The 17,179-nt window shown below is 63.1% G+C and carries 18 protein-coding genes; 6 read left to right on the top strand and 12 right to left on the bottom strand.

Annotated features, from left to right (window positions below):
• Positions 1-409: 409 nt before the first annotated feature.
• Complete coding sequence (locus AAGW05_RS16540; RefSeq protein ID WP_411805666.1) at positions 410-1,045, bottom strand: tRNA-dihydrouridine synthase; 636 nt, start codon at positions 1,043-1,045, stop codon at positions 410-412.
• 13 nt (positions 1,046-1,058) lie between these two features.
• The gene (locus AAGW05_RS16535) at positions 1,059-1,322 is read right to left on the bottom strand and encodes a hypothetical protein (protein ID WP_411805657.1); all 264 of its coding nucleotides are present in this window, start codon (positions 1,320-1,322) and stop codon (positions 1,059-1,061) included.
• A 379-nt stretch (positions 1,323-1,701) separates the two neighbouring features.
• Between AAGW05_RS16535 and AAGW05_RS16530 the strand changes: the two genes are divergently transcribed.
• Complete coding sequence (locus AAGW05_RS16530; protein WP_411805656.1) at positions 1,702-1,956, top strand: hypothetical protein; 255 nt, start codon at positions 1,702-1,704, stop codon at positions 1,954-1,956.
• Positions 1,957-1,966: 10 nt separating this feature from the next.
• Positions 1,967-2,857 carry an FHA domain-containing protein gene (locus tag AAGW05_RS16525; protein ID WP_411805655.1) on the top strand — a complete coding sequence of 297 codons (891 nt, stop codon included), beginning with the start codon at positions 1,967-1,969 and terminating at the stop codon, positions 2,855-2,857.
• A gap of 93 nt (positions 2,858-2,950) precedes the next feature.
• Here AAGW05_RS16525 and AAGW05_RS16520 read toward each other — a convergent pair whose 3' ends face one another.
• The 4 genes from AAGW05_RS16520 to AAGW05_RS16505 all read right to left on the bottom strand — a co-directional run bounded on the left by AAGW05_RS16520 (position 2,951) and on the right by AAGW05_RS16505 (position 7,660).
• Positions 2,951-3,142, bottom strand: coding sequence for an alpha/beta hydrolase (locus AAGW05_RS16520; protein WP_411805654.1), 192 nt, complete (start codon positions 3,140-3,142; stop codon positions 2,951-2,953).
• A 253-nt stretch (positions 3,143-3,395) separates the two neighbouring features.
• Positions 3,396-4,085, bottom strand: coding sequence for an SDR family NAD(P)-dependent oxidoreductase (locus tag AAGW05_RS16515; protein WP_411805653.1), 690 nt, complete (start codon positions 4,083-4,085; stop codon positions 3,396-3,398).
• 63 nt (positions 4,086-4,148) lie between these two features.
• Positions 4,149-5,453: a nucleotide disphospho-sugar-binding domain-containing protein gene (locus AAGW05_RS16510; protein ID WP_411805652.1), complete on the bottom strand. Its 1,305-nt coding sequence runs from the start codon at positions 5,451-5,453 to the stop codon at positions 4,149-4,151.
• Positions 5,450-7,660: a glycosyltransferase gene (locus AAGW05_RS16505; RefSeq protein WP_411805651.1), complete on the bottom strand. Its 2,211-nt coding sequence runs from the start codon at positions 7,658-7,660 to the stop codon at positions 5,450-5,452. Before AAGW05_RS16505 ends, AAGW05_RS16510 begins: the two co-directional genes overlap by 4 nt.
• Before the next feature lie 355 nt (positions 7,661-8,015).
• Between AAGW05_RS16505 and AAGW05_RS16500 the strand changes: the two genes are divergently transcribed.
• Positions 8,016-8,333, top strand: a complete 318-nt coding sequence (locus AAGW05_RS16500) for a hypothetical protein (protein ID WP_411805650.1) — start codon at positions 8,016-8,018, stop codon at positions 8,331-8,333.
• A gap of 116 nt (positions 8,334-8,449) precedes the next feature.
• Here the strand turns inward: AAGW05_RS16500 and AAGW05_RS16495 are convergent, their stop codons facing one another.
• The gene (locus AAGW05_RS16495) at positions 8,450-9,925 is read right to left on the bottom strand and encodes a sensor histidine kinase (protein WP_411805649.1); all 1,476 of its coding nucleotides are present in this window, start codon (positions 9,923-9,925) and stop codon (positions 8,450-8,452) included.
• Positions 9,922-10,656, bottom strand: a complete 735-nt coding sequence (locus AAGW05_RS16490) for a response regulator transcription factor (protein WP_411805648.1) — start codon at positions 10,654-10,656, stop codon at positions 9,922-9,924. The genes AAGW05_RS16495 and AAGW05_RS16490 overlap by 4 nt, the downstream gene beginning before the upstream one ends.
• A gap of 159 nt (positions 10,657-10,815) precedes the next feature.
• Between AAGW05_RS16490 and AAGW05_RS16485 the strand changes: the two genes are divergently transcribed.
• Positions 10,816-11,361: a hypothetical protein gene (locus AAGW05_RS16485; RefSeq protein WP_411805647.1), complete on the top strand. Its 546-nt coding sequence runs from the start codon at positions 10,816-10,818 to the stop codon at positions 11,359-11,361.
• A gap of 260 nt (positions 11,362-11,621) precedes the next feature.
• The gene (locus AAGW05_RS16480; protein WP_411805646.1) at positions 11,622-11,948 is read left to right on the top strand and encodes a VOC family protein; all 327 of its coding nucleotides are present in this window, start codon (positions 11,622-11,624) and stop codon (positions 11,946-11,948) included.
• A 303-nt stretch (positions 11,949-12,251) separates the two neighbouring features.
• Here AAGW05_RS16480 and AAGW05_RS16475 read toward each other — a convergent pair whose 3' ends face one another.
• Complete coding sequence (locus AAGW05_RS16475; RefSeq protein WP_411805645.1) at positions 12,252-12,950, bottom strand: maleylpyruvate isomerase family mycothiol-dependent enzyme; 699 nt, start codon at positions 12,948-12,950, stop codon at positions 12,252-12,254.
• A 112-nt stretch (positions 12,951-13,062) separates the two neighbouring features.
• A complete protein-coding gene (locus tag AAGW05_RS16470) occupies positions 13,063-14,508 on the bottom strand; it encodes a glycosyltransferase 87 family protein (RefSeq protein WP_411805644.1) in 1,446 nt (481 codons plus the stop codon).
• A gap of 141 nt (positions 14,509-14,649) precedes the next feature.
• Here AAGW05_RS16470 and AAGW05_RS16465 point away from each other — a divergent pair, with 141 nt between their 5' ends.
• On the top strand, positions 14,650-15,321 hold the full coding sequence (locus AAGW05_RS16465) for a hypothetical protein (RefSeq protein WP_411805643.1): 672 nt from the start codon (positions 14,650-14,652) through the stop codon (positions 15,319-15,321).
• Between the two features lie 418 nt (positions 15,322-15,739).
• Here AAGW05_RS16465 and AAGW05_RS16460 read toward each other — a convergent pair whose 3' ends face one another.
• Positions 15,740-16,399, bottom strand: coding sequence for a DUF2064 domain-containing protein (locus tag AAGW05_RS16460; RefSeq protein WP_411805642.1), 660 nt, complete (start codon positions 16,397-16,399; stop codon positions 15,740-15,742).
• A complete protein-coding gene (locus AAGW05_RS16455; protein WP_411805641.1) occupies positions 16,396-17,106 on the bottom strand; it encodes a glycosyltransferase family 2 protein in 711 nt (236 codons plus the stop codon). Before AAGW05_RS16455 ends, AAGW05_RS16460 begins: the two co-directional genes overlap by 4 nt.
• Positions 17,107-17,179: the final 73 nt, after the last annotated feature.

Raw genomic sequence — 17,179 nt, 5'->3', positions numbered from 1 at the left:
TTGTGCCTGACTTCGGAGCTTACGCTCATCATCTCAGTTCGTTGAATTCAGGACACCATGCGGGAAGTTTAACGTGTCAACGCCCTCTCGCACAGTGAAACCTGAAGGAATACCGATTGTCGGCGTTTTTGCCCACCTCTCTTGGTTCCTTTGGCCTGCCTTGCGGGGTGAACACGGCCGACGGCGTTGAACCTGCTGCGGAGGGAGCACAACCAGGGGCTGCTCTTGGTTGCCCGGAGCCACCACCCATCGTGCGCGCCTGGAAGTGAAGGATACCGCCCACGGCACGTCAGGTGGACGTTGAATCACACAGGCTCAAGACCCAACACATCATTACCGCCAGCCGATGCTGAGTTGCAGCTGACCTGCGGTGAAGGCATCCCTGCGCGCGGTGGCCTCTTCTCAATTCTCAAAAGTTCCAGCTCCAGCAGGTGGACAACCATGTGGCACGGTGGTACGGCGTCGGGGCGTAGTCAAGGCCGACGTCGAGCGCCGCCGCGGCGTGGAGCGCAAAGTTCGGGTCGCGCAAAAACGCCCGCCCCGCCATGACCACGTCGGCCAGTCCAGTGCCTATGATCTGCTCCGCTTGGTGCGGCTCATCGATCAGACCAACCGTGACAACGGGCACCCCTGCCGCAGCGCGAACAGCCGTGGCAAACGGAACCTGGTAGCCGGGACCGGCAGGAATGGAGGGTGCCGGAACGGTGCCGCGGGAAGAGAGGTCGATCAGGTCGATCCCGTGATCGGCGGCCCAGCGTGCCACAGTTTGTGTCTCCGCAAGGCTCCATCCGCCGACCACCCAGTCAGTTGGGGAAAACCGCACGACAAGGGGTACCGTATCGCCCACCGCAGCACGGACGGCGTCGATGGTTTCCAGAAGATCACGCGCACGGTCTTCCAATGTTCCCCCATAGGCGGCGCTGCGGTTGTTGCTCAGCGGTGAGAGCAATTGGTGGAAGAGGTAGCCGTGGGCGGCATGGAGTTTGATGATGTCAAAGCCGGCGGCAACCGCCCGTCGCGCGGCATCGGCGAACGCCCGGGTGATTTGCGTGATCTCATCAGTTGTAAGTGCTGTGGGGGTTTCTTAGCCGGGAAAGGCAAAGGGCGCTGGGGGCCAAGGTGGCCCAGCCGCCCTCAGCAGCGGGCACCCTGCGAATGGATAAAGTAACGACCCGTGTGAAGGACCCCAGGTGAACCAAGTGCCAGTCGTTGGGCATCCTGTCCTGCGGGTCGGCGGAATATTGGCACATGGGACTCACCGACAGCCGGTTGCGAACAATCACCCCGCGCAGGGTGATCGGTTCAAAGAGCTTGGAAACCATGGGTTGGGACTTCCTTTTTGACTGGAAGTGCTTCGCCGAGCAGTTTTCCGGGCAACGCAACTGTTGCGCAGAACATTCCCAGGTGGCTGCCATTGCGGCCGGACGGGTGCCACCGGCCTTCAAACCTCGGGCCTGCGGAACATGAGGTCAGGTTGGCGGCGGTGAAGATGGCTCCCCCGTCCACCTGACTTGTCGATACAAGAGTATGAAAATACGAATTTACCTAAAATATCCAACTACATCTATCATTCGGGCAAAAGAGTCATTATGGTTGCACAAAGTGCAGCATGGTCGCCGGGAGCACTCGCAAACTGGGGCATTTGCTGGACTTCTGTAGGCGCGTTGGGCACCTGCAGAAACAAGCCAAGGAGGCACTCACATGAGCGAGAACCCATCACCGACCCAGGATTTCAGGACAGTGCCCGTGAGTGACTGGTCCGATCTGGGTCAGCAGCTCTGGTCGTACCTAACGGGTCGCGGAGCCGTGGTGAACTACAGCTTCATGGACATGACGGTGGAGGTCCCGCGCGACATCGGCCCCGATGCCCCGCGTGCCACCTGGAAGTTCAACGGAACGCTGCGGGTGACCACCAGTGACAATGAAAGCGCCCCCGGCTCCGCTCCGAAGCCGTAAGCGTACTGCCATGCGCTTCGACATTGATCTTGAGTTTTCCGCTCATTTGCCGGCAGAGGAGGGCAAAGAGAGCGCAACCGTCAACGGCAGCATCAAGGCGGCCGGTTCGGAGATTCACATCCACACGGACAACGCCGCCCTGTTCAGGCTCGGAGCCCGAAGGAACCTGTCAGCGATCAGGGAACTGGCGGCCTCGTTGGCCAGCAGAGGCATCGTGGTGACTGTCACAGTTCCAGAAGGCACCATAGTCAGTGTGGGGGCGGTGGAAGTCTCCGCGTTCCAACGTCTGATCACCACGTCGCCCCATATCAAACCGGGCAAGTCGAACACATGGGCAACGGTGGTCAAGGCGCAGGCTTCGAGCAACTTCAAGGGACGCCTGATGCCGCCCCCCACCCCGTTCCCGCTCTCCCCGACCTTCCAGCGCATTTATCGGAGAAAACCAACCACCACGCACTATTCGCGTGGCGGTGGGCGGCCCAGGCTCATCTTTGTCCGGGACAGCGAGACCTGGGATGGCAAACCCCCCAGTGAGTACAACCTCACAGAGGAAACCACCGTCATCGGCAGCGGGCCCGAAGTCAACTTCCGGTTGCCGGAGTTGGCCGAAACCCACGGGAGGATCCTCCATAACGGGGAAGATGAGTATGTTTACCAGGCTGGTGATTCCTCAGAGCCGGGCGGGCACGCGCAGATCCTGCGGACCGGGGCACGGTTGTTGCTCGGTCCTTGGCGGGTGGTCTTCTTCCGGGAGGAATATGCAGACCATGGCCGACCGTATGGCGGTAGGTCTGCCGGGGAATTCGCCCGACTCCAGCGTCCGCAGTTTGACCCGCGCACAGGCCAGGTTGAATACGATGCCGTCGTGGGCTTGGGCGACCCGCGCCAACCAAAAAAATAGCACCCCCGCCCATGCAGCCCCTGGAAGCTACAGCTTCCGGGGGCTGATCTTATTGGGCCGAAAGGGCGCCCAGCGACGCCTGCTCATCCCCGATCAGTCCCCCACAACAGAGAGCGCACCCTCAATCACCGTGACGACGGACCCCTTCGGAAGTATCGCTCTGGAGGCGTAAATCTTCGACGGGGTGGCTAATCCGTCCTTGGAACCGGAAATTGAGCGCACTTCTGCCCGGAGCCGGCTCATGTCAGTGGCGGGGTAGGAAGCGTAGCGCAGCGGGCCTACCACCAGGTTGCTGCACGTTCCAGCGAAGGATTGTGCATCGCAGGCCGCGACGGTGCCAGCCTAGGAAAGCAACAACCAGCAAGACCAAATATGCCGGTTGTCCGAGCTGCGGCCCGGGGCCGGTTCACGTTCCGGATTGGTCATTTTATGATCCACTAAATTTGTCTCCAGTTTGGCGGAACAATGATGGTATTTCCACGGCTGGACCCTGGTCCAATGCCTCCCCAGGCCTGGGAACCGGGAACAACTGGACCGATCAGTGGAACGCGGTGGAGGGGAGATCGGCTTCCTCGGCGATTATGGCCTTCACTATCCTCTCCGCCACCACTACTGGATCCAGGCCGCGGCCCAGACGCGGCGGTACACCTGAGATGGGGCGCGTATGGAGGCCTGTCTCCGTGTGGGGAGGGCGTACATCGAGAACGTGAATTTGCTGCCGGCGCAATTCCGATGCCATGGCGGCGCCAAAACTCGTCAAGGCTGATTTCGTGGCCGAGTAAACCGCCATGCCCTTCATTGGCTTCTCTGCAACGATGGCGCTGAGGTGGACCACGGTGGACCCAGGTTTGAGCTGCGGAAGCAGACTCTTGAACAGCTGCACGGGAACAACAAAATTCAGTAACAACATCTTTTCGAAGGCGTCCTCGTCCAATTCCCCCAACGGCCCAAATGCAACCACACCGGCCGCATAGATCACCCCGTCAAGGCCGCCTTCCCGCGCTGTGGCAGCAGCCACAGCAGCAACTGCGCCCGGCAAGGCCAGGTCGGCAGACACCGTGCCAACCACCGAATCTCCCAGTTCGTGCGCCAGGGCGTCCAGCTTCTCCTCCTTGCGCCCGGCAAGTGTCAAGCGTGCACCTTCGAGAGACAGCCGGCGGCAGATGGCAGAGCCAAGGCCGCCGGTGGCGCCAACAACTAACAGGTGGGAATCGCGCAACTGTGTCATGGGCGATGATAACAATTCCGGCACACACCCGCAATGAAAAATACCAGGTTGGCGTCCTGGGGGTTAAACCTTCACGCGTGCACGAATCCTCGCGTGCGCGTCGCGCTGGCGCAGGGTGCGCCCCAGTTCCTGCAGGGCCGCCCGCCGCTCGTCGGGAAGTTTCATCATGGAACCGAGTGCACTCTTGATGTCTGACACCGTTGCTGTGTTCGGGGCCAGTGCTGCGCCGAAGCCGGATGCTTCCAGAGCCGCTGCTCCGGCAAACTGGTCGGTGGAAAACGGCAGGACGACTAGGGGCACACCAAATGTCATGGACTCGGTGACACTGTTGTTGCCGCCGTGGGTCACGGCGGCTGCCGCCGATGCCAGCAACGTGACCTGCGGCAGGAATTCACCCACCAGCCAATGTCCGGGGATTTCCCCGAGTTCGGAAGCCTCAGCAGATCCGTAGGCGATGGCCGCTCGGACCCCGGATTCTCGAAGCGCAGCCACGACCTTCCCGAGGACGTCGTCGCGCACCGAAAGGAAGCTGCCAAAACTGACATAGACAAAGGGTTCATTGTTTGATGCGAGCCACTGCTCCACGTGCGGTTCTACAGATTCGGCCCGCACGGAGGACCCCATGAAGACATGATCAGGTAGTAGCTCCGTGCGTTCAGCTGACATCAGCTCTGCCGGATAGTTGAAGACCAGCAGGTCCCCATGCTCGGCAAATGCATCAGGTGAAGGCGGGAGTTCTGGCGCCAGTTCAGCCAGCGCCAGATTCCACTCTGCCGTGAACGAGGCGCCGACCGATCCGCACAGGCTCTTCAAATCCTCCAGCTCCACCTCCCCAGGGGAGAAGGCCGTGGGCCACGCCGGGGGGAACCCGTAGATTTCCCCGGCAACAGGGAGTGGCAGCGCCGTGGGGTGGCCCAGGACTACGTCGATGTGGTGCACCCCTGCAGCCACCATGGCAAGCCGGGCGCTGAAGGCCAGGTGGTCAACAATGATGGTCTCGGGGTTCAGCTCCGCAATGATGGCTTGAACAGCCCGAGCGGTCGTGACCGGCTCCCACATGAGGTCATTGAGGCGCGCTTCTGCCTGGAAGGCGAGTGTTTCAACCATTCCCCTGCGCGTGGCCGAGAAAAATCCCCGCAAGGCATCATCTTCACCGTCGGGTTGCTCTTCGGCGCGGATCACGCCCGGGTTGGATCCCCGACTCAATTGCAGTGGGACATGTTCAAAGCCAAAAGACTCCACGATTGAGGCCGTGGCCTGCCCGGTGGCGACAACCACCCTTTCGCCGGCTTGCTGCCATGTGGTACCCATGGCGGCAAGGGGGTAGAGGTGTGAAGCGTAGTCCGGACTGATGATCAAAAGTGTCATGGGGAGACAATCAATTCTTCTCGAAGTTCAACATCGTCTTGGTGCACTTGTGAATACACACTTGTCAGGGTGTGGGCCATCGCTTCGATGGTGAAGCGGTCCCTGACAACACTGCGGGCGTAGGCGGCCCTCTCCTGAGTTCCGGCATCGGCCGCCCGCCTCAGAGCATCCTCGATGGCACCGCCCAGCAGCGCGGTGTCCCAGGTGGTTGTGAGGAATCCAGTGTGTCCCTGTTCCACATACGTCGCCGGACCTCCCCCGTTGGGTCCAACCACCACCAGGCCCGAAGCCATCGCCTCAAGCAGTGCAATGCCGAATTCTTCCTTCAGACTGCCGCAAACGTACACGCCGTTGGGAGCAGCCAGGCCAGGCAGTCCGGTGTGCGTGGCAGCGACCCAGCGGGCCACCGTGTCGTTTGGCCGGTGCCCGGGCATCAGCAGGCCGCTGCCGAGTTGTTCCGTCGGGGCCAAGATGCCGTCGATGAGGGCGAGCTGCTCCCTCTCATCAGCGGACGGGTTTTGGAGGTTGCCGCCGATCAACAGCAGATTGGTGCGCTCATGCAGATCGGAGCCCGCCCACGCTTCGACAATGGTGGCCATTCCCTTCACCCGGTGGAACCGTCCCACGCTCGTCAGCAGGGGCAGGCCGCGGCGTTCCTCTGGTAGCTTGCCCAAGAGTTCGCGAAGCTCCAGCACGGCCGCGGTCGCCGGTTCGCCCAAGGCGGCAGACTGCGCCTCAAGCGCTGCCCGGTCGATCACCCCCAGGTCGATTCCCTCAGGAACAATGCTGTGGCGCTCGGGCGCCTTCGCCATATCTATGCCGACCAGGTCAATGATGTCTTGGCGAAGCTGCGGCCGAGGGAAGAACACCGTGTGGGCCGAGTTGGCGGCCAGCCGCTGGACGAGCCGGACGCGGAACCAAAAATGTTCCACCTCATCGACGCTGCCGAAGTTTTCCCGGGTGAGGGTGCCGGCAAGATCCATCGAGTTGATGACTGAGTGGGGGTCCGGTGCCACGGTGAAAACCACCGGTATGTCCAGGGCCCGGGCCACGTCGAACGCAGCCAGGCTTCCCACGTCCGCCATCCGCAGGTGGATGGCCTGGACACTTCCAGCCGCCCGCAGGATCCTGTTGATGCCGCGCCGGGCGGCAACCAGCAGGGGCCAGGCGCTTGCTGAGGGCCTTGGCCCCTGCAACAAAGGAATGTGGCCGTACAGGTGGCCTTTCTCGGCGCTCCCCAGTGTCGCCACGCTCTTTGCCGCTTGATCAACGCTGCCTCGGGACAAGGTCAGGACCCTGTCAACCTGCTTTGGAAGCCCTGAAGCCTGGGCGTCGTCACTCTTTTGCTGGTTGGGGTCTGCCACGAGAGCATCACCGAGACGCACCAGCAAAGTGGCGATTCCGCCATTGTCTCCGCTGCCGGAGTGGCTTAGGGCGGCATCGATGTCGGCATGCAGGAATAGCTGGGCTACCGTCAGACCCTCGCGGTTGCGGGTGATTTCCTGCTCGCTCGGGCAGAAGTCATCCATGCCAAGGTCCACTAGGGAAAGCCGGGCCACCTCGGCAAGCTCACTGCCCCCGTCCGCCAACACTTCCAGAAAGTCGACCACTTTGGGCGTCCCCTTGCGCTGTCCCAACGCTGCGATGGCGGCAATGCGAACCAGGGAATCCTCGGTTTCGTCAAGCGCCAGGCGTAGCAGTGGTTCGGTGGCGCTGGCATGCGGGACCAGTCCCAGCGTCTCCACCAGCCTGTAGCGGCTTCCTGCTTCGATGACACCAAGCAGTGCGCTCTCCAACCCAATGGTGACGAATTCAGGGGCAGTGCCAGCCCATGCTTCCAGCGTTCGCTGGGCCAGCATGGCGGCAAATCCGCCGGCCGCAATCAGGCCAATAAGCCGCGCCATGGATTCCGAGCGTGGAACACGGGACCTGTGCGCCCAGGCTGCGTGTTCACGAATGAAGCCACGCCCACTCGACAAGAGCTCCGCGAGGACGAGGTCCACCTCCTCATCCACTATTTGTGCAAGCGCATGAGTCGCTGCAATGGCCACGATCTGGTCTTTCGAGCCAATGGCGCTGCGGAGAATGCGAATATTTCGCACACCGCCATTGCGGCTGGCTTGGACCGCCAGCTCTTCTGCGAGCCGGAGCGCCTCAACCAGGCGATCGGCGTTCTTCAAAGCGTCGAGACAATTCTGTACCCTCATGCAAATACCTCTTCGGGAGTTAGCTCGCGTCAGCCGGGGCAAATATATAGACAAATCCGATCCTAGCCACCCCGGACCCGCGGCTGCCAAACATGCCCACAATATTTCCTCTGCGCGAAACGACTGCCATTGCCAAAATGCCAAATTCAAGATCGGGATCTCCTGACTGTTGCCACGGCTCCCAGCGGTTGTATTGCCATGAGCGGTGCAAGGAACAAGGTAAATAGTTGAAGCACGATCAAGAGACCGAGCATCAACGTACCGAGAATCCATGAAGGCCGACGCACGAGCCCCAGGAGCTGGCCGATATGGAGGCCTTTCCCGGGATCTGTTCAGCCGGTCCCACTAGAGCCACATGAATACCAAGAGCCTGCATCGTCAATCCTGTCCTTCGCGGCCCCCGCAAGGCCCTGCATTTCTCGCAGGACCCCGGCATTTACGAGCGTCACAGGAAATTGCGTCGGCGGGCGAGTCCGAGGCGGATCTGGAATCCGACTGGTGCAGGGACGACATGGTCAAGATGTCGCCTCGGACCAACGCACGCGCCCCGATGTGCAACGTCAATGGCGGCTTCATCAGGATCATCGCGCGCAAGGGGTCCGAAATGGTTCTTGGCGGTGTGGTCGTCGGTGCGGAGCCTGCGAGCGGACCTTTCTGTTCACCCTTGTCGTGACGCAGAAACTGCACATGGACGACGTCGCCAGCACCTTTACGGTTTACCTGGCACTCTCCGGATTCATCGCTGAGGCCTCCGCCACGTTTACGTCCATACGGAGGGGCCGCATGCGGCTAATTTCCTTGGGGTGTTAGTTCGTGCGGGCTACGCGGCAGCCGGATGCAAAAGCAGGCGCCGTCGTTGTCGGGGGCTGCCGGCTCCACCGTGAGCCGCAGTCCCAGCCGCTGCGCCAATCGGGCGGCGATGGAGAGCCCTAACCCGCTGCCCACCGGTCGCTGGCCGGCATAGCGGCGGAACAGCACCCCCCGTTCGAACGCGACGGCGGCGTCCTGAGCGGTCAGTCCGGGACCGTTATCCCGCACCTCAACCGCGACGACGTCGGGGCGTCCGGTCGGGGATGCCGCCGAATTTTCCAGCCTCGCCTCGATCACCAGGGGTTTTCCTGCCGGCGTCACCCGCAACGCATTGCCCACCAGGGCATCGATGATCTGCCGCAATCTCTGCCCGTCCGTGGTGACGGCAAAGGTGTCACCGTCTGCCAGCAGGCGGAGCTGAAGTGGCACGCGGGCCTGCTCGGCGGCACCGTTCCAGGCTTCCCGCACCTGTTTCAGGACCACCGCAACATCAACGGGTCCAATCTCCAACGCGAAATCCTCCGCTTCCAGGCGCGCCAGTGCCAGAAGTTCACGGACAAACCCGTCCAACCGGTCCGTCTCCGCGGCCAGGACCTGCCCCACGCGGGCCACATCTTCCGGCGGGACCAGCCCGTCCACCATCGCCTCGGCATAGCCCCGCACCGCCGTCAGTGGCGTCCGGATCTCGTGGGAGATGGACAGCAGGAATTCGTGCTGGCGGTCCTCACTGGCCATCAGGGCCTCATCCAAGGTGTTGATGGCCTCGCCCATCTCCCGCACCTCCGTCATGCCGGAAGGCGCCAGCTCCACTGTGCGCTGACCGGCGGCGATCCGCCGCGCGGCAGCCGCAGTCCGCACCAGTGGCTGGGAGAGCCTCCGGGCCAGCAGGGTGCCCGCCAGGACGGCAATCAGCAGCCCGATGGCGAGGGCCAGCAGCGTGCGGGCCAGCAACTGGGCTGATTCTGCATCGACGTCTTGAAGGGAACGGGTCAACACAATGCCACCGCCGTGTTTAAGCGCACGGGCTTCCACCAGCAACTGCCCGCGGCTGGTGGACAAGGTCCGGGATACGTTTTGCCCGGCAAGCACCTGCCCGATCTCCGCCGGCCCCAGGACCTGGCCCGCGATTCCTTTGACGGTTCCGGAAACGGTGATGGTGGAGACCTTGTACGTGTCCGGCCCCAACAGCGCGCGCTCCCGTACGTCAAGTGCTCGCGAGGCTGCGGGTGCCGCAGCATAGGCGTCCGCCTGCCGGGCAAGCTGCTGACGTGCCGAGTCCACGGTGGCGGAACGGATAAGCGGAAAGGCCACCAGACCGGTGACCAGCACTGCCAGGATGGCCACGGCGGCCGTCACCAGCGTTATGCCGCCGGCTACTGAATGGAACCACGTTCTCGGGCTGGCGGGGCGGCCTGGAGGCATGCGGGCTGGGCGTTCAGGGTCCTTATGTTTCATAACTGCCGTCCGTGACCGTCAGGGGCGTGCAGGCTGCGGGCTGTGTAGCCAACGCCACGCAGTGTGTGGATGGGGCTGGCGGGTCCAAGTTTGGACCGGAGAGCGGCGATCTGGACATCGACGGTCCGCCCGGGCGTGTAGCTGGCCTGCCCCCAGACGGCTGAGAGAAGCTGTTCGCGGCTGAAGACGCGGCCGGGGTAGGCCAGCAGATAGGCCAGGACATCGAATTCCCGGGCTGTCAGTTCCACTGGCCGCCCGTCCGCGTCCACGGTGCGATTCTCTGTGTCCAGTGACACGGACCCCACCCGAAGCACCCCGCTGCTCCGGTGTGCCGGACCGCGTCGGAGCACCGTCTTGACCCGGGTGACGAGCTCACGGGGGGAAAACGGCTTGGTCATGTAGTCATCGGCGCCCAACTCCAAGCCCAGGATTTTATCCACTTCCTCGTCCCGGGCGGTAACAAAGATGATGGGGGTCCAGTCGTCCTGGGCGCGCAGTCGGCGGCAGAATTCGATCCCGTCCATGCCCGGCAGGCCAACATCGAGCACGATGGCCACCGGCCTCAGGCTGCGTATCATTGCCAGCCCGCTCTCTCCGCTTGCCTCAACATGGACGCCAAAGCCAGCCCGGCGCAGGTACATGCGCTGGACGTCCGCGATCGCGCCGTCGTCCTCCACTATCAAGACCAGGCCGCGGGTCTGCGCCGGCGCCAGGTCAGTGCCTTGTTCCATGGTTCCATTGAACCCCCTACACACTGACGTGGGAGGTGCGCCGCGCATTCTTTACCTGGTCCTTACATTCCCCAAACCTGGGATGCATGTCCGTCCGCCAAAATAGGATCACCAACCACCGGGAACACACGGCGGACCCCAGACCCGCAAGGAGCAATCATGAACATCGACCACACCACCCCACCCCCAGCTACGGCGCCCAGCAGGCGGTGGCGTAAGCGAGCGGTGGCAGCAACCACCGGTGTCGTGCTCATTGGATCCGGAATTTTCGGCGCGACTGCGGCCTTCGCGGCCGGAACCTCGCCAGCACCGACGGACAGCACGTCCGCGGCAGCCCCCGGCGCGCAGGTCACAGCTGGCGCGCCGGGGTTAAAGACCGCCGCCAAGCATCCCGCCAAGCGGCCGGAGGCGCGTCTGCTACGCCAGGAACTGCGTATCGATATCCAGGCGAAGGCAGGGTTTGGCGACAGAGCCCATGTCGTGGCGTTTACCCTCATCCATCACCCGGCCGCGTTCGCCAAGCTGCCCGAGCAACTAAAGACAGATCTGTCCTCGCTTGAGGCGGCTGGGGCCGGAGCACGCGACGCGGACGCGGCCCTGATCAAGACCACAGCGCTCAGCGGTGGCTACGGCGCGGCAATCCAAAACGAAGCCAAGGCCATCACAGCGAAACTCACCGCAGCCCCGGCAACCACCGCCCCCTAACAGTCCTGTGGCGGCAACTGCCGCGCGGGATCGCCCTGCGCCCGGCCGGGCCGGCAGTGCCGTTCGATCAACGCTCCAACCTGCTGCGACACAGGGTGTGTGTGCCGACCGTCGTGAACGCTGGCATCGTTGCGAGTCGGTGGGTAACATCCCTGACATCTGCGGACCCCAAAGAGGCACACCGGGGCCGAGTAGGAAATGCCGACCGCTGCGGTGCCAGAACATTTGCATGCGGTTGCGCCGTGGTTGATAGGCCGTAGTTGATAGTTCGCGACGGCGCTCTGATCCACGCCGAGATTCGCATCGGCGACTCGGTCATCATGATCAGCAACGAGACTGCTGACGGTGCCCCGGCGCAGGCGACCCTGTCGCTGAACGGTGCAGCCCTTTGTGTGATGGTCACTCATTGGGCAGATGTCGACACCGCATGGTCGCAAGCCATCGCCGCTGGCGCCGAGGTCATGTATGCACGCACCGATCAGTTCCATGGTGAACGTGGCGGCCGATTGCGTGATCCATTCAGTCGGCATGTTCCGAAGTTGGCCGCACAGGTCACAATTGCCCACCGCCAAGCACTTGGGGGCTGAGCGCAAACGGACCCCCAACGGTGTATTGGTTTCCAAGGAGTCGAGGCGCACCGACACTTCGTAGTCGACTCGCAGGTTGACCAGGCTGCTCCTCACACCGCTGGCTCGGTGTTGGCCGACGCGCAAAGTGGTGGCGCCACGAGCAATCCACGCATACATGCCGCCAGAATCAACGAGCTGGTGGGGTTGGAACACGGGGTGGCGAAACGCGATCCGTCCACCCTCTCCGCGCCGTCCACTGCGCCGAGGCATGGGATTTGCCCCTAAAGTGGATGTCGCCGAACCACTGTTAACAGGGCTGGTTCAGGGCGTCAGGGGGCCTTGCAGGACCCGGAGCGCCAGGCTGGCGTCACCTTCGATGGTTGCGGTGTCCGCCAAGTTGGAGCGGCCCCAGAGGCCCAGATACATCTCGTGCACCGGTGCCGTGATCGATGCCGTGATCGGACCTTGGCCGACGGTCCAGCTGTTGCTCCGGGGTACGTGGAAGGCCACAGCCCCTTCCAGTTCTAGCATGCGATTCAGCCTGAACTGACGTGGGACGAACATTGCCAGGACCTCGTCAACTCCATCGAGCATGAAGCCCTCCCCGAGACCGGGGGCGGCCGCTAACCCGGATGCCTGACAGGCGTCAAGCAGGTGAACGGCGTGTTCGTGAGCCTGGCGCCGAAGCCAGAACCCGGCCTTGCGCGGGGGCGGGCCAAAGTTCCAGCACGGCGCCTCAAGATCCAGGTCCGCCATGGCCGCATGGAAGTCATCCACACCTTCAAGGAACCACTCCGCGCCGCCCCCTTCCGGCGGGGTTTGTTCCTCGACGTACCTGCCCTCACGAAGCACATCCACCACCCATCGTTCAATTGAACCGAGGTGTCCCAACAGGTCCTCGAGGCTCCAGCCCGGGCAGGCCGGAACGGGGCTGGCGAGTATCTCGTCCGACTGGCGCGCAAACGCCTTGAGCTGGTCGAGGCTGACGGCCAGCGAGGACAAGTGGAAATCGGGAGGCATGACTTGAGCATAGCGGGCAACGCCGGCTGGCCCAGGCGTCTGTCCCTGCAAACGGACCGGCCGCGTCAGCTGTCTGCAGGCCCCGGAGGGGTTGTCGAACCCCAGGAAATTCCTAACCACATTCCTTGCCGGCCGTCCTTTCCAACATGCGGATGGCTAGGTTCTTCCTGCGCCATGCGGCGGCGGCGATGATGATTACCGCTGCACTGAGGACGGTTTGCGCCGTGAGATAGCTGTCAAGCTGGTCTGCGGAAAGATACATGATGGTGAAGGCGATGGGGATGGCGAAGTATTCGAACCGGCCGCTGAGAACTATCAACGGCACCAGCAAAAGTGCATACCAGGGAAAGCCGGGGCTGACGATCAGCAAGGTGGCACCGACCATGATCAGCTGCCCGTCCCAGGGGCGCTGCGGATCCACCGTGCGCCAGACGTAAACGGCAGTTATGAGCAACAGAACAGCACCGACTGGTGTTGCCCATGCATCCGGAACCACCATGCGCACCAGGGCGAAACGGCCGCTCGTTCCGGGGCCGTACCCTTCCTCCGTGAGGTATCCGGGGAGATAGCCGATCACGGCCTCGCCGCTGATGAGCACGTAGGGCAGGTAGAGGAGGGCAAATGTCAGCGATGAGGTGAGGGTAAAGCGCAGGGGGCGGTGAAAGAGCATTCCGGGCGCCATGATGACGGGGACAAGCTTGGCCGCGACGGCCGCGCCAAACGCCACGCCGGAGGACAGGACGTTGCCCCTCATGAGAAGCAGCAGGGCGGCAGTGGCGAGCATGGCCCCAAGGATGTCAACGTGAGCGTTGTTGACGGCCTCAAAAAGGACCAGCGGGGACCACGCCCACCAGGCGGCCAGATGAAGTGGGCGGGAATTGCGATGCAGGAACCACAGGAGTCCCGCCGTCAGCAGGAGGCTGACGGCGAGTCCTGCCAGTTGAAAGGCGATGAACCCGACCCCTGCGGCCGGCAACAGCCTGACAGCCAGGAAGTAGATTTCGGCGAGCGCCGGATAAATGGTCGGCACCTGTGGCCGGTTGATGACGGTGCACAGGCTCCCACTTCCGGGAAGGGCCGGCGATTTCGCGATACCTTCCGCGGAGACATCGGCGGGATAAAACCCCCTCGGGCAGGTGCCGCCCGGCGTCCTGTCCTGAAAAAGCCAGGCGGGCCGCAGGGCTTTCACGGCCGGATCGGCCGGGACGTAGCGGTATGGGGATAAGCCGGCCTTCTGGACGATTCCGTCCCAGGCGTAGCGGGCCGAGTCTGAGCTGGTGGACGGCGGCCCGGACATGGCGGAAAATCCCAGGAGCAGCGCGCCGCAAACAACGACGGCGGCCACCAACTGCACCGGCACGTGGCGCAATGCAAGAACAGCGGCAAGAAACAGCGTCCAGGCCAGCAATGTTCCTGCAAGCTGAACCCAACGGTGCGCGACGGACCCAGCCACCAGGTACCAGACCACAGTTGCCAGCACCCCCACCAGCACGACGGTAAGAATTGTCCACAGGGCGCCATGGCCGGCCGCTGCAGAGGATTTACTTGGTACGTCCACACCCTTGATCCTGCCCCGGAAACGCTCTCACGGGGAGCCGTGGGCTCCCACCGTTCGGGTTTCGTAAGGTTTGAAACCACCGCCGCCAGGTCTGCCTCCCCTGTACGTGGGAAACGGCTCACGGTCGTCATCGGGCGCTGGTTGGCTGCCGAATTTCTGATCTGCTTCGCCACGGGGATTGCGGCCATCCACCTGTTGCTGGGCAAGCTGTGGTCGGTTTACCCGCTCGTGCTTCAATGGCCACCGTTCAAGTCGGTGCTGCAGGTGTTCGAACGGGCGTCAATCGCGACTTTCGTGTCTGCTTCGCTGATGGAACTTGCCACAGGCCTGCTCAACACCTCCAAGTGGTACGCGCGGACGATTCCCTTCCGCCAAACTCACTACTGGTTGGCCTGGGTGATCATTGGCTCGCTGGCCCTGCACATTGCCGTGAAGCTTCCGATCAATGCCCGTCATTGGAGCCGGAAAGTCCCGGAAGTCGAAGAAAAGGCGCCGCAGGGGCTGGAAGCCGGGCAACGGACAGGATTCCGCCGGAGCGCCTTCCTTGCGACGATCACTGCCAGCAAGGCCCTGGTTGCAGACCGCACACTTCCTTCCAGTGTCATGTGTTGCTGGCTGGAGCCAATCGGCGTCGTGGTGCGGCGTTCGGATGAAGGACCTGCAGGCCGAAGTCGGGCCCCGGCAGATTCCATCCTTCAGGTCACCAGCATGGAGAAGAGCGGAAACTACCGCCTGATGACCATGCCGGCAGCGTCCATCCGCGATGCCCGACCCTCCTTGCCTTGGAGCACAAGGGAGCGCCGCCGGGTCTAGATCACTGCTATCCAGCCCGGGGCATGGCGGCGTCGACGGCCTCCATGACTGGTGTCGAGCGTCATGCGCGGCGTGTCAACCGGCAGATCAGCCGTAACTGACAAGCCCCAGGTTCCACCGATCCCCCAGCTTCCTTCGATCTGGCTTGGGGCACGGCCTCACCGCTGACATCGACCCCTCCATGCCCTCAGCTCCAGGCCGGCTGCAGCAACCAGCATCCGGCCGGTACCACATCCTACGTCCAGAACAGCACCCCCGCGTGCCAGCAGGAGCGACACCTCGGCAGGTGTGGCGGATACCAAGGACAAGGTTCCCCACCCCTGCCGGAGGGCCGTGGCATAGGGCTGGTGGGCCCCTTGGCCGAACAAGCGCTGACTGGACCGCTCCCCGTGGGCCGCCGCCGGCTTTGCCAGGATGCTCATGCCGGCTCCCTCCCCTCAACCAGTGCCTGGACTGCCTCGGCGAACGGTGTCCCAATGCACTCCTGGGCCACGCGGAGGGCGGCAGGGAACGTGTCAACATCAATTAGGCACCCCAGGTCGCCCACCACATGACCTACGGAATGCAGCCGTGAGAGTTGGTCACGCCCGGTATGCGAGGTGGACATGGGCACGCCACGAATCAGCCTGCCGTCCGGGCGGTGCAGGGCAATGGCCCAGTAGCCGCCGTCGTCCGCCAGCCCCAGCCAGGATTGGCAAGCAGGTTGTTTCATGCCCCAGTCGGCAAGTAGCGGAGCCAACAGTTCGGGCGTGAACTGGGGGGTGTCCATGCCCAGGATCAACAGTGGGCCGTCGACGCCGTCGCAAATGGCACCGAGACGATCATCAAGACCACCCACGCCTTGGGGTACGACGCAAAAGCCCGCGCTGTCGCCGGCCAGCGGCACCCCATCCATCACCAGGAGCCTGCGGCTGGCGGGCACCTTGCGTACATTGCGCAGGGTCTGGCTCAGGCTTATTTGTGCCAGACCGGCAGCCTCCTGCGATGTCAACGTCGGAGTCAGCCTCGTTTTGACCTTGCCTGGAATGCATTCCTTGGCGATGACGGCAATGGTGAACTCTCCCGGGAGCCCGCTCATGACCTGAGCCGTCTGGCGAGCTGGAGCTGCGCGGACATGTCGACGGCCGCGCTCAGTGTTCCCCTCAAGGTGCCTGTCACCTTCGATTGTCCGGTCCTGGGCAGATACGCGATGGGGCGTTCGGTGATCCTCCATCCGGCATGGTGGGCCTTCAGGACCATTTCCAACGGGTAGCCGCTGCGCCTGTCCACAAGTTCAAGATTCAGGAGCATCTGCCGGCGGGCGACGCGCATGGGCCCCAGGTCGCTGAGCGGCACCCCTGTCATCCGGCGCAGCCGTGATGCAAGAATCAGGTTGGCAATCCGTGCATGGACGGGCCATGACCCGCGCTGGGGCTGCCTGGCGCCTAAAACCAAATCAGCCAGGTTGCCCAGAACCGGTGCGGCGAGTGCAATCAATTGGCCAGGATTCATCGACCCGTCGCAGTCACAAAAGGCCACCAAATCAGCTTCTGCAGCCTCAAGGCCGGCCTGCGCGGCGGCACCAAATCCGCGTCTTGACTCCCTGACCACGGTGGCGCCCAGATGCTCAGCGAGCTCTCCGGATCCGTCGGTGGAGCCGTTGTCGACCACGATGGGGCGGAAGCCCGGCGGCATGGCCGCCAAGACAAACGGCAACGCACCCACCTCGTTCAGACAGGGCAGAACAACGTCAACCAGGGGCGCCTGGTCCCTCGTGATCCGGGATGGATTCGATAAATTGTTCACCCTTTGACCATAGAAGTAGGGCCTCGCAGGGGAGGGCCTATTTCCTTACGGAATCGGGACAAAACCAAGCAGA

The sequence above is a fragment of the Arthrobacter sp. LAPM80 genome, from assembly GCF_046736435.1.
GTDB lineage: Bacteria > Actinomycetota > Actinomycetes > Actinomycetales > Micrococcaceae > Specibacter.
This window is presented reverse-complemented; position numbering and strand designations above follow the sequence as displayed.

Coding starts and splice junctions, on each gene's coding strand:
- AAGW05_RS16515 (WP_411805653.1), bottom strand. CDS start 4,085: ATGACACAGTTGCGCGATTCCCACCTGTTAGTTGTTGGCGCCACCGGC.
- AAGW05_RS16490 (WP_411805648.1), bottom strand. CDS start 10,656: ATGGAACAAGGCACTGACCTGGCGCCGGCGCAGACCCGCGGCCTGGTC.
- AAGW05_RS16530 (WP_411805656.1), top strand. CDS start 1,702: ATGAGCGAGAACCCATCACCGACCCAGGATTTCAGGACAGTGCCCGTG.
- AAGW05_RS16525 (WP_411805655.1), top strand. CDS start 1,967: ATGCGCTTCGACATTGATCTTGAGTTTTCCGCTCATTTGCCGGCAGAG.
- AAGW05_RS16495 (WP_411805649.1), bottom strand. CDS start 9,925: ATGAAACATAAGGACCCTGAACGCCCAGCCCGCATGCCTCCAGGCCGC.
- AAGW05_RS16505 (WP_411805651.1), bottom strand. CDS start 7,660: ATGAGGGTACAGAATTGTCTCGACGCTTTGAAGAACGCCGATCGCCTG.
- AAGW05_RS16535 (WP_411805657.1), bottom strand. CDS start 1,322: ATGGTTTCCAAGCTCTTTGAACCGATCACCCTGCGCGGGGTGATTGTT.
- AAGW05_RS16510 (WP_411805652.1), bottom strand. CDS start 5,453: ATGACACTTTTGATCATCAGTCCGGACTACGCTTCACACCTCTACCCC.
- AAGW05_RS16500 (WP_411805650.1), top strand. CDS start 8,016: ATGAATACCAAGAGCCTGCATCGTCAATCCTGTCCTTCGCGGCCCCCG.
- AAGW05_RS16475 (WP_411805645.1), bottom strand. CDS start 12,950: ATGCCTCCCGATTTCCACTTGTCCTCGCTGGCCGTCAGCCTCGACCAG.
- AAGW05_RS16485 (WP_411805647.1), top strand. CDS start 10,816: ATGAACATCGACCACACCACCCCACCCCCAGCTACGGCGCCCAGCAGG.
- AAGW05_RS16460 (WP_411805642.1), bottom strand. CDS start 16,399: ATGAGCGGGCTCCCGGGAGAGTTCACCATTGCCGTCATCGCCAAGGAA.